Annotated in this window: 9 protein-coding genes; 2 read left to right on the top strand and 7 right to left on the bottom strand. The window is 64.3% G+C overall.

Annotated elements, in window-relative coordinates; translation table 11 throughout:
* Positions 1-112: 112 nt before the first annotated feature.
* Complete coding sequence (locus ASD76_RS03450; protein WP_235506494.1) at positions 113-2,584, bottom strand: EAL domain-containing protein; 2,472 nt, start codon at positions 2,582-2,584, stop codon at positions 113-115.
* 342 nt (positions 2,585-2,926) lie between these two features.
* On the opposite strand from ASD76_RS03450, the gene ASD76_RS03445 reads away from it, so the two are divergent.
* Positions 2,927-4,243, top strand: a complete 1,317-nt coding sequence (locus ASD76_RS03445) for an FAD-dependent oxidoreductase (RefSeq protein WP_055918518.1) — start codon at positions 2,927-2,929, stop codon at positions 4,241-4,243.
* 16 nt (positions 4,244-4,259) lie between these two features.
* On the opposite strand, the gene ASD76_RS03440 is transcribed toward ASD76_RS03445, so the two are convergent.
* From ASD76_RS03440 to ASD76_RS03420, 5 genes are all read right to left on the bottom strand, one after another.
* On the bottom strand, positions 4,260-4,625 hold the full coding sequence (locus ASD76_RS03440) for a hypothetical protein (protein ID WP_156457529.1): 366 nt from the start codon (positions 4,623-4,625) through the stop codon (positions 4,260-4,262).
* Positions 4,626-4,631: 6 nt separating this feature from the next.
* Positions 4,632-5,750: a DNA polymerase III subunit beta gene (gene dnaN, locus ASD76_RS03435; RefSeq protein ID WP_055918514.1), complete on the bottom strand. Its 1,119-nt coding sequence runs from the start codon at positions 5,748-5,750 to the stop codon at positions 4,632-4,634.
* Between the two features lie 386 nt (positions 5,751-6,136).
* Entirely contained in the window at positions 6,137-6,889 is a 753-nt protein-coding gene (gene fabG, locus ASD76_RS03430) for a 3-oxoacyl-[acyl-carrier-protein] reductase (protein WP_055918511.1), read from the bottom strand.
* Between the two features lie 2 nt (positions 6,890-6,891).
* Positions 6,892-7,827 (bottom strand): ACP S-malonyltransferase, encoded by a 936-nt coding sequence (gene fabD / locus ASD76_RS03425; RefSeq protein WP_055918507.1) that lies wholly within the window; start codon positions 7,825-7,827, stop codon positions 6,892-6,894.
* A gap of 60 nt (positions 7,828-7,887) precedes the next feature.
* Positions 7,888-8,715, bottom strand: coding sequence for an LD-carboxypeptidase (locus ASD76_RS03420; RefSeq protein WP_055918503.1), 828 nt, complete (start codon positions 8,713-8,715; stop codon positions 7,888-7,890).
* Positions 8,716-8,893: 178 nt separating this feature from the next.
* Between ASD76_RS03420 and ASD76_RS03415 the strand changes: the two genes are divergently transcribed.
* Positions 8,894-10,315 (top strand): glutamate ligase domain-containing protein, encoded by a 1,422-nt coding sequence (locus tag ASD76_RS03415; RefSeq protein WP_055918500.1) that lies wholly within the window; start codon positions 8,894-8,896, stop codon positions 10,313-10,315.
* A gap of 199 nt (positions 10,316-10,514) precedes the next feature.
* Here ASD76_RS03415 and ASD76_RS03410 read toward each other — a convergent pair whose 3' ends face one another.
* On the bottom strand, positions 10,515-11,288 hold the full coding sequence (locus ASD76_RS03410) for a hypothetical protein (RefSeq protein ID WP_055918498.1): 774 nt from the start codon (positions 11,286-11,288) through the stop codon (positions 10,515-10,517).
* Between the last annotated feature and the right edge of the window lie 223 nt (positions 11,289-11,511).

Below are 11,511 nucleotides of genomic sequence, written 5' to 3'. Positions count from 1 at the left end.
CTCAACCCCGAAAACCAGAGACTGCGCAGCCCGATTATTTGGTTATTGGCTTCTCAATAGCGCAACAGGCTTACCGAACCGCTAAGACGGTCCGCTCAAACCAAACACCGACTTAGTAGGACACCGCTGCCGAGCGGGCTTGGCGGCCCTTCTTTGCGCCTTTTGCCCGACTTGAATTCTTCGCCAGCGGCACCGCGAATTCGACGCCCATGCGATCCTCTGCCGACCATTTCGAGGTGGCCCTGACCGTTTGCGAGTCCGACATCTCGATCGTGAAGGTGGTTCCCGGCGGAACATGCCACAGACCTTCGATCAGGGCCCCGGTGTCGGAGACGTTGCGGATCTTGCCCTGGTAGACCTGCCCATCGTGATCGAGCACGACTTTGCGCAACATGGTCTGGCGGGGCGCGCGCGACGCCCGCGGGCCCTTCGCCTCGACTGTCAGGCCATCCTTGACCCGCTCCGTGGCATCGGTGGCGCTCAGCGGCCTGCCGTAGATGAAGCCTTGGATGTGGCTGCAACCATGCATGCGCACGAGCTCCAGCTCATCGAGCGTCTCAACCCCTTCCGCCGTGGTATCCATGCCCAGCGCGTGCGCCAGGCTCGTAATCGAAGCGATGATCGCGCCATTCCGGCTGCCCGGCAGCGTGGCGCCGCGCACGAAGCTCTGGTCGATCTTGATCTTGTCGAACGGCGCCTTCTTCAAATAGCCAAGCGAAGAGTAGCCGGTGCCGAAGTCGTCGAGCGCCAGACGGACCCCAAGGCCCTTTAGCGCCGCGAACATGGTGTCCGTGCAGGTATCGTCGTTCAGGAACACGCTTTCGGTGATCTCGAGCTCCAGGCGCGACGGGTGAACGCCGGCCTGCGCGATGGCATTGGCGACAAGGCTGGGGAGCTGCGGGTTGGCAAACTGCAGCGGCGAGATATTGACCGCGACGCGTACCTCTTCCGGCCACCGCGCAAGCTCGTGACAGGCCGTGCGCAAGGCCCACTCGCCGATCTGCGCGATCAGGCCGGTGTCTTCGGCAATCTTGACGAACTTGTCGGTCGGCACCCAGCCCCTTTGCGGATGCTCCCACCGCAGCAGCGCCTCGAAACCGGTCAGCTTCTCCGTCGCCGAAGAGACGACCGGTTGGTAGTAGAGCTGCAGCTGGCCCTCGGTGATGGCGTCGCGCAAATCCTGTTCGAGTTGAGAGCGGGCTTCGGCTTCGGCGTGCAAGTCGTTGGCGTAGAAGTGGAACCGACCGCGGCCGAGATCCTTGGCGGCATAGAGCGCCAGGTCGGCATTGCGGATCACTTCGTCATTGGTCACGCCATCTTCGGGCGATACCGCGATCCCGATCGACGCGCCGATGACCACGCGCTGGCCCTCGATCGAATAGGGCTGAGACAGCGAATGGATGATGTGCGAGGCCAGTTCGGAGACATCGTTGCGAGCGATGCGGCCGGGCACGATCACCTGGAACTCGTCGCCGCCAAGACGCCCCACCTGCCCCATCTTGTCGACCGCGGCTTCCAACCTGCGGGCGACCTGCTTGAGCAAGGCATCGCCGGCCGGGTGGCCCATCGTGTCGTTGACCTGCTTGAACCGGTCGAGGTCGATCAGCATGACCGAGCACGCCCTGTTGGCCCGCTGCCGTGAAGTCAGCGTCTTTTCGAGCGCCTGGGACATCTGGAACCGGTTGGCGAGGCCAGTGAGGGAATCGTAATGCGCCAACCGCGAGGCATGGTCTTCGCTGAGCTTCTTCGCCGTTAGATCAACGCCCGAACCGCGAAACCCGACGAAGTTGCCGTACTCGTTATGGATCGGACGGCCGCTGACCGACCACCACCGTTCCTCGTCCTTGATCGCAGCCCGTACGGTCAGTTCCTGAAAAGCCGAGCGGGCGTTGAGGTGGAACAGGAGCGTGCGCTCACTTTCCTGGCTCGTGTCGTCCAAGTCGAACAGCGTGACCAGCGGCAGGCCCACGAGTTCCTCGGCCGTGCATCCCACGGCTTCGGCTACGGGCGCCGACACATAGGTCAGCTGGCCGCGGCGATCGGTCTCCCAGAACCAGCCCTGCCGGGTCTGTTCATAGTCGGCTAGGATATCTCCGGCGCGGGTCTGAACTCTCTCGCGAGCTCTCATCCGCTCGTCCTCGGTCCGTTGTTCGCGCATCAGTTCACGGCTCACGAGGATCGCGCCGATAAGCGCCGCAAGGACGGTCAAGGCACCGGCGAGTGAGGCGTTGGCGGCGACAGCGGCGGCCCAGATCGACAACTTCGCCGCAAAGAACACGACCGGATGCTGGCGGAGGTAGGCAGAAGAGGCCCCGGCAACGCACAGGAGCGAAGCGATGGCGAAATCCCATGGCAATTGGCCCGACACGCTCCAGCGCGTAATCGCGAGGCCGAATAGAAACATCGGCGCGACCACCACGGCGAGCACGCCTGCCACTTTGACCTCACGCCTGCGGCCCGCGATCAGCGAATGCACAATCCCAACGCCAGCCGCCCCGAAGACCGACAACGCCAGCATGATCGCCTCGGTGACGTGCGGCGCACTGCCCACCCAGAAGCTGCAGGCGCCGATGGCTGCGATCATCGACAGGATCAAATAGGGCCAACGGTTCGGGAGCCAGTTGCGCGCGGAAATGACAGTGCCAGGTCGTACCGACCGGGACCTGTCGGTTTGCGGCTTGCGCCGCGAACCCCGCCGCTGCTCTCCAGGCTGGTTGACGGCCTCCAGCACCACAGGCTCGGACCTTGCGGCGCGCTTAGTAGCGGTCGAACGTGCACGGCGGGCCTGCGACATGAAGCAGCAATGCACTCGCCAATTTGAGAAACCGTTAAGTTACCCGCAGTTTTCGCACCTGTAGGATTGTGGCCAAGCGCTATTGCGCGGCTAAGGTTGTTTCGGAGAGTTAGTGGCTAAGGGCGCAGATTCATGCGGCATGTCGCGATCATCGGCTCAGGACCGGCCGGATATTACACCGCCGAAGCAGCGCAAAAAGCGCTCGGCGAAGACGTCCGGATCGATATTTTCGATACGCTTCCGGTCCCCTACGGCCTGATCCGAAGCGGCGTCGCGCCCGATCACCAGTCGATCAAGGGTGTGTCCCGCCGGTACGAGAAGGTGGCCCTGTCGGACAACGTGCGCTTCGTCGGCAACGTCATGATCGGCAAGGACGTGTCGATCGCGGAGTTGCAGGGCCTCTACGATGCCGTTGTCCTGGCTACTGGTGCGCCGAAGGACCGCGACCTCGGCATCCCTGGCGAAGATCTGGGCAATGTCTTTGGCAGTGCGGCGTTTGTCGGCTGGTATAACGGCCACCCGCAATTCGCCGACCTGGCTCCGGACCTTTCGGGCAAGACCGCGGTGGTCATCGGCATGGGCAACGTCGCGCTCGACGTCGCGCGAATCCTTTCCAAGACCCGTGGCGAGTTCGTAGGCAGCGACATCGTCACCCACGCCTTGCAGGCCCTCGAAGGCTCAAAGATCGAACGCATCGTGATCCTCGGCCGGCGCGGTCCGCACCAGATCATGATGACGCCCAAGGAGCTCGGAGAGCTGGGCGAACTCGAGCGTGCCTCTCCCCATGTCGCCAACGCGGACCTGCCCGAGTTGGGCGACGACGCGATCCTCGAGCCAGGCTTGCGCAAGTCGGTGAGCCACTTGCGCGCTTTCGCGGCCACGCCCGAACACATCCGGGCCGAGAAGCCCAAGGCGATAGAATTCGTCTTCATGTCATCGCCCAGCGCCTTGATTGGAAATGATAAGGTTGAAGCGATTGAGGTCGAGAAGACTCGGCTCGAACATGGCCGCGCCGTGGGTACGGGAGAGATCGAACGGATCCCTGCCGATCTGGTCGTCGCCTGCATCGGCTATCGCACTTCGCCAATTCCCGGCGTCCCGTTCGACGAGCGCCAGGGTCGGTTTGCCAATGATGAGGGGCGGATCCTGCCCGGCCTCTACTGCGTCGGCTGGGCGCGGCGCGGCCCAACCGGAACCATCGGCACCAACCGTCCCGATGGATACGCCGTGGTGGAACTGATCGGCGCGGACATTGCCGAAGGCACGCTAGGCCCCGCCCGCAAGCAAGGCCGCGCCGGCTTCGACGAACTGGCGGCGGAACGCGACCTCGACGTCGTGACCTTCCGCGACTGGAAGCGGATCGAAGAGGCGGAGGAGAAAGCGGCGCGCGAAGGTGCGCCGCGGGAGAAGTTCGTCGATGTCGAAGCGATGATCAGGGCCAAGGGCTAGGAGCCTCGGCTGACCGTTACTGCGGCGCGGGCGTATCCTGCATCCGCTGGCCCCAGTCCTGCATGCGCTTGCCCATCGCTTCCATTTCCGGGACGCAACGCTGCCTCAGGGCTTCAACCTTGGGTTCCAGGCTGGTCACGAACTCGACGGTCGCGAAATCATCGAAGTTCTTACCCGTCCGCCCCTCGAAGCGTCCGACCCAATACGACAGGGCAAAGCCAAATGCCGACTTGAGGTCGGGGTCGTCCACCGATCCGCTGACGACCGCGGCCCACATCGCACATTCCAGCTCGCGCTCTGCCTCAGGGGAAATGGGCGCGGGAGCTTGCGCAGCCAGCGGAGTTGAAACCGCCAACGCGGCGATCGCAATGAAGTGACGCATGCGGGCCTAGACCCGCATCGGCATCAGCACGTAGAGCGCCGGGCTCTTCTCGTCCTGCCGGATCAAGGTCGGCGCGCCGGGATCAGCGAGGTGCAGTTCAACGGTATCGCCGTCGATCTGGCCGAGAATGTCCTTCAGGTAATTGGCGTTAAAGCCGATCTCGAAGGCGTCGGAAGAGTAGTCCGCCGGCACTTCTTCGGCCGCGGTGCCATTGTCCGGGCTCGTGACCGAAAGCGTGACCTTGTCGGTCTCCAGCCCCATCTTCACCGCGCGGGTCTTCTCGGTGGCGATCGTCGCCACGCGGTCCACGCCTTCGTAGAAGGACTTCGGATCGAGTCTCAACAGCTTGTCGTTACCCGTTGGAATGACGCGCGAATAATCGGGGAAGGTACCGTCGATCAGCTTGCTGGTCAGCACCACCCCGCCCTCACCGCCGAGGGTGAAGCGGATCTTGCTGGCCGACAGGTCGATCTCGACATTCCCGTCGAGCGCTTCTTCGAGCAGCTTGCGCAGTTCGGCGACAGCCTTACGCGGCACGATCACGTCGGGCATACCGTCCGCACCCTCGGGCTTTGCCAAGGTGAAGCGAGCCAGGCGGTGGCCATCCGTCGCCGCGGCCTTCAAGTCACCATCGGTGACGTGGAGGAAGATGCCGTTGAGGTAGTAGCGCGTTTCTTCGGTCGAGATCGCGAACCGGGTGCGGTCGACCATTTCGGCCAACAGGCGCGCCGGCAGTTCGAAGCTGGTCGGCAGGTCGCCCTCGACGATCATCGGGAAATCGTCCCGCGGCAGAGTCGGCAGCTGGAACCGGCTGCGGCCGGCCTTGACCGTCATGCGGTTGTCGGCGGTCTCCAGGCTCACCTGGCTCCCGTCGGGCAGCTTGCGCGCGATGTCGAACAGCAGGTGGGCCGAGACGGTGATCGCACCGGCAGCCTCGACAGAAACCGTTTCGAGGTTCTCGACCACCTGGAGATCGAGGTCGGTCGCCATGATCCGCACCCGACCGTCGGCCGAGGCTTCGATCAGCACGTTCGACAGAATCGGAATCGTGTTGCGGCGTTCAACCACCGACTGGACGTGTGACAGGCAACGCAGCAATTTTGCGCGTTCGATGGTGGCCTTCATCGCTACTCAAACCCCCTAACGCGCCGTCCCGGTTCGGGATGGGGCCGGAATCGCCCGCAAGCGCCGGAATATGTCCCAATACCCTTAGCGGGGCGACGGTTTGCGGCAAGAAAGAATGCGGGCCGAGGCCGATTGGCTTGGGGAAAACTCGGTAGTCAGGCCGGTGATGCCGAGGTGGTGAAGCGAAATTATCTCACGCAACGGCGCACAGCCGCGAAGAGGCACAACACCTACCTTCGTCATTCCCGCGAACGCGGGAACCCAGGGCGATGTAGCGCAAAGGGCCGACTGGGTCCCCGCGTTCGCGGGGATGACGAAATCAAGGGAGAGACCCTCTTCACGGCTTTGCGCCTTTGCGTGAGATATCTTTCGCGAAGCCTGTCCGCTCAGGCGAACATCGCCATCCCGCCATTCACGTGCAGCGTCTGCCCGGTGACGTAGCCGGCTTCCTTCGACGCCAGGAACGCGACCGCCGCACCGATATCCTCGCCCTCGCCCATGCGGCCCATCGGGATGCGCTGGTTGAGCGCTTCCTTCTGCGCTTCGGGCAGAACGTCGGTCATCGCCGTGCGGATGAAGCCCGGCGCGACACAGTTGGCGGTGATTCCGCGCGTGGCGACTTCCTGGGCATAGCTCTTGGTCATGCCGACAAGCCCGGCCTTGGCCGCTGCGTAGTTCACCTGCCCCGGATTACCCGTCGCACCGACCACGCTGGTCACGGTGATGATGCGCCCGAAGCGCGCCTTCATCATCGGCTTGGCCGCAGCGCGCATCAGGCGGAAGGTCGATTCGAGGTTGATGCGGATCACCTGCTCCCACTCCTCGTCCTTCATGCGCATGGCGAGGTTGTCGCGGGTGATGCCGGCGTTGTTCACCAGGATGTCGATCTGGCCGAGCGTATCGAGCGTCGCCGGGATCAGCTCCTCGACTTGCTTGGTGTCGGAAAGGTCGCAGGTGATCTCCACGTGATCGTGACCGAACTCGGCAACGAGCTCCTCACGGAAAGAGCGCAGCTTCGAGCTGTTCGAACCCGACAGCGCCAGCCGCGCGCCCTGCCTAGCGAGACAGCGAGCGATCGAAGACCCGATCCCGCCGCTGGCGCCGGTCACGAGGGCGGTCATTCCGGTTAGGTCGAACATTCTCAAAGCTCCTTAACCAAGGCTTCGATGTCGGCCATCGTCACCACGCTTGTCACGGTCACATCCTGCACCGTCCGCCCGATCATCGGGCCGAGCACCTTGCCGCCCAGCTCAACGTAACGCTCGATACCCGCATCCTTCATCGCGAGCACGCTTTCACGCCAGCGCACGCGGCCGGTGACTTGCTGGACGAGCAGGTCCTGCTCGGTCGCGGCATCGCCGACCAGGGCGGCGGTGACGTTGGCGTAGATCGGCAGGCGCAGCGCGCCCGGAGGCGTCTTGCCGAGCGCTTCGGCCATGGCATCGGCCGCGGGCTGCATCAGCGAGCAGTGGAACGGCGCCGAGACCGGGAGGATCACGCCGCGCTTGATGCCGTGGTCCTTGGCCAACGCCACGGCCCGCTCGATCGCGCCGCGATGGCCCGAGAGGACCACCTGGCCGGGGTCGTTGTCGTTGGCGACCTGGCAGACCTCGCCCTCGGCCGCCGCATCGGCGAGCGCCTGGGCCTTCTCAAGATCAGCGCCGAGTAGCGCGCACATCGCGCCCACACCCACGGGAACCGCCGCCTGCATGGCCTGCCCGCGCAGCTTCAACAGCCGCGCCGTGTCGGCGAGCGAGAAAGCGCCGGCTGCACAAAGCGCCGTATATTCGCCCAGCGAGTGGCCCGCGACACATTCGCCCTTAGCCGCAAGCGACAGGCCCGCTTCCTTCTCGAGCACTCGCAGCACCGCGATGGCGTTGGCCATGATCGCCGGCTGGGCGTTCTCGGTCAGGGTCAGCGCATCCTCGGGCCCTTCGCGCATGATCCGCGAGAGGTTCTGGCCGAGCGCCTCGTCCACTTCCTGAAACACCTCGCGCGCGGCGAGACTGGCTTCGGCGAGCTCTACGCCCATGCCGACTTTCTGGCTTCCCTGGCCGGGAAATACGAATGCGGTCACTTCAAATCTCCGATCGTACTCAGCAGCCGCAAGGCGGCGTGTCGAAGTATCGCGCGCCGGTTATGAGCGCGCGGGCGTCCGGGCAAGCCCGAAGGGCACGATCCTGTTGGCAGCGTCATGCCCGATGTCGGCCGTGCCGAGGAACGGAATGCCCGCGCGAGCACACCAATCACGGGCGATTTCCTCCGCCCCGGTGCCGAACGGACGGTCGTTTTCCGGCACCGCGCTGATCCGCCCGAGCCTGAGCCCGGCGATGCCGCGCAAGTGCTGCGTCACGTGGAAGAACAGGCGGTCGACCGAATAGAGGTACTCGGCTACTTCCTCGACCATGACCACGTGGTCGGTGAGATCGGGCATCAGCTCGGTCCCGCAGAGCATCGCCAGCGTCATCAGGTTGAACGCGACCGAAGGTTCGCCGACGAGCGAGGGTTCGAGGCCTCTGGTATCGTGCGCGAGCCAGGTGAGCGTCCGCTCGACCGCGTCTTCGCCCCCGTCACGCCGGATATCGACCGGCATCGGAGCATGAACCGGCAGCCCAATGCCGGCGCGATAGAGCCCCGCGAGCAGATAACCGGTATCGGAGTAACCGAGGTAGACCTTCTCCCGCGCCGAGCCGTTCATCGAAGCCAGCGCCTGCACCGCAATCCGGTTGGCGCCGTACCCGCCCTTGGCGAACCACACGGCATCGACCTGCGGATCGTTGGCGCAATCGAGCAGGGCCGCGAGCCGCACTGCGTCAGGCCCGGCGAAATGCCCGTCCTCGACAAAGCACTGTTCGTGGAACTGCAGTTTGAGCCCGGGGAACTCCCTGGCCGCCAGCGTGGTCACGCGCTCCGCCACGTCGGGCGTTATCGGCGTCGAGGGCGCACAGATGGCGATGCGGGTCATGCGTTGCGCGACTCGTCCTTCGACAAGCTCAGGACGAACGGAGAGGTTGGAATCCACCCATCTCATTACGATGCGTGAACTGGCACTACCCCTCCCCCGTTCGTCCTGAGCTTGTCGAAGGACGGACGGGCGCGCCACGGTTGCCAAGGCGCGAGCAACGCAATAGCCACTCACGCCAATGACCTCCAGTCCCACCAATCTCACCGCCCATCCCTGGTTCTTTTGCGGCATCGGCGGATCGGGAATGCTTCCCCTCGCCACGATCCTGCGCGGCCACGGTGCGCATGTCGCCGGTTCGGACCGCAGCTTCGATCAGGGACGCACGCCCGAAAAACGCGCCTGGCTGCAAAGCCAGGGGTTCGAGCTGTTCCCGCAAGACGGCAGCGGGGTGACGAGCGCGGAGCAGATCCTCGTCGCCTCCGCTGCGATCGAGGACACGGTGCCCGAGGTCGTTCGTGCCACCGCGCTAGGTTGCCCGCGCATGACTCGCGCCGAGTTGCTCGCGACCTTGTTCAACGCCGCACCGCAAGGGATCGCGGTCGGCGGCACCAGCGGGAAATCGACCGTCACCGGCATGCTCGGCTGGATCATGGAAGTAGCGGGCCGCGACCCGACCATCATGAATGGCGCGGTGATGAAGAACTTCGTCTCCGACGCCGTGCCGTTCGCCAGCGCCCGCGTGGGCGCCGGTCCAGCCTTCGTTTCGGAGGTCGACGAAAGCGATGGCTCGATTGCGCTCTACCGACCCGAGGTAGCGGTGCTGCTCAATGTCAGCCTCGACCACAAGAGCCTCGAGGAACTGCGCACCCTGTTCGGCGACTTCCTGGCCACCGCGCCGCATGCTGCGGTCAATATCGACAACGAGGAAGCTCGGCTCCTGACCGACCGGGCGCAACACCTGATCTCGTTCGCCATCGACGATGAAGAGGCCGATCTCGGCATCGAACCGGGTTCGATCGAGGATACGCCGACCAGCATCGCCGCACTCGTGGTCGATCGCCGAAGCGACGAGGCCCATCAGCTGAGCTTCGCCATGCCCGGCCGACACAACCTTGCCAACGCGCTCGCCGCGATTGCCGGAGCGGCCGCTGCGGGCGTGGCGGTGCAGGATGCCGTGAACGCGCTGGCCAGCTTCAAGGGCCTGGCGCGCCGGTTCGACATCATCGGGACGAGCGCCTCTGGAATCACGGTGATCGACGACTTCGGCCACAATCCGGAGAAATGCCGCGCGACCCTGCGCACGCTAAAAACGCATCCGGGCCGGGTGATCGCATTCTTCCAGCCGCACGGTTACGGTCCGTTGCGCCAGATGGGGCACGAGCTGGCCGAAACTTTCGCCGAAGAGCTCGGGCCGGAGGATGTCACGATCCTGTGCGACCCGGTCTACTTCGGGGGCACGGTGGATCGCTCGGAAGGTAGCGAGCGGATTGTCAGGCTGATCGAGGAAGCCGGTGGCCGCGCCGAACACATCCCCTCCCGTGAGGATTGCGGGGCGCGGATCGTCGAGATTGCGCGACCGGGGGACAGGATCGTCGTGATGGGTGCGCGCGACGACACGCTGACGGTGTTCGCGAAGGATGTGCTGGCGAGGCTCGCTTAGCTTAGATCCTCCCCGAGCTTACCTCGGGGAGGTGGCGCGCGTCGAAGACGCGTGACGGAGGGGTAGGCGGACGCACGCCTGTGGTTCGACAAGCTCACCACGAATGGAGTTTAGGGGGTCAGATGTATTCTAACGTCCGTTCGTCCTGAGTTTGTCGAAGGACGTGGCCCCCTCCCCGAGCAAGCTCGGGGAGGATTTATTACTCCTCCAACCCTTCGAACGGATCGCCCAGGTCCATGACCGGCCGCCCTTCAGCATCGGCGCCGTCGCGGTTGTTCTCCTGGCAGACGTACTCGCGCATCTCCCAGGTGGGCTCGAGCTTGTAGTTCTGCACCATCACATAGGGCTCGGCGAAAATCGCGGGATCGGTGATGGTGATCTCGTCGACCAGGTGGTCCGGCGCGGTGCGAGTGATGCGTTCGCGGAAGCGAGTGTTCTCGGTCGCATGAATGCCGGACACTACGCTGACGGCCGGGTTCACCCCGATCGTGTCGATCACCAATGTGTCGCCGTCCCAATGACCGACCGAGTGACCGTTGAACGCCGGATCCGGATCCTCGGGCAGCGGACGCCCATCGACATAAACACGGCGAACCTGGCTGTAAGTCTCGATCAGGATGTTCACCCGGCCCGGCGAGTAAGTGAACTCGATCGGATAGGGCAGCCGCATGATCCCCGGCATGCCGTTGGGTACGCAATTCGCAGCCTGGGTCTGCAGGTTTTCGCCCCGCTCCTTACCCGCGTTAAAGGCATCGACCAGCTTCTGCCCTTCAGGCGTGAGCTTGGGCGGCGTGGCGGTGGTGCGGGAGGCGGCCGAGACGCCGGGCGACCAGATGCCGCTCCAGTCCGGCCACGAGGTAACTTCGGTGTAGTCTGTCGCCCGGCCGGCAGCTTCCTGCGCCAAGGCCGGTGAGGCCGCCACGCCGGACAAGGCCGCGGCCAGCCACAAACACTTCAGTGAATTCGAACGCATACCTACTCCCGGGAATCTCTCTCCCGGTCAGTTAGGCCAAATCAGGGTCAAAACCCATACCCAGCGCCTTCGAGGTTTGAAGCAAAATGGCTCAGTGCCAGGAAGGAAGGCGCAGGAATATGTCGATATTTCCAGTCTTCCTGACGCAGCAATGGGCCATTTTGATCAAATCCCGAAGGGACGGCAGAATGGCTTCCATCTCGAACAGAAACGGCCTTGGAAA

The organism is Altererythrobacter sp. Root672 (assembly GCF_001427865.1).
In the GTDB taxonomy this organism is placed as follows: domain Bacteria; phylum Pseudomonadota; class Alphaproteobacteria; order Sphingomonadales; family Sphingomonadaceae; genus Croceibacterium_A.
The sequence above is the reverse complement of the archived record's forward strand: the minus strand, read 5'-3'. Positions and strand labels throughout refer to the sequence as shown.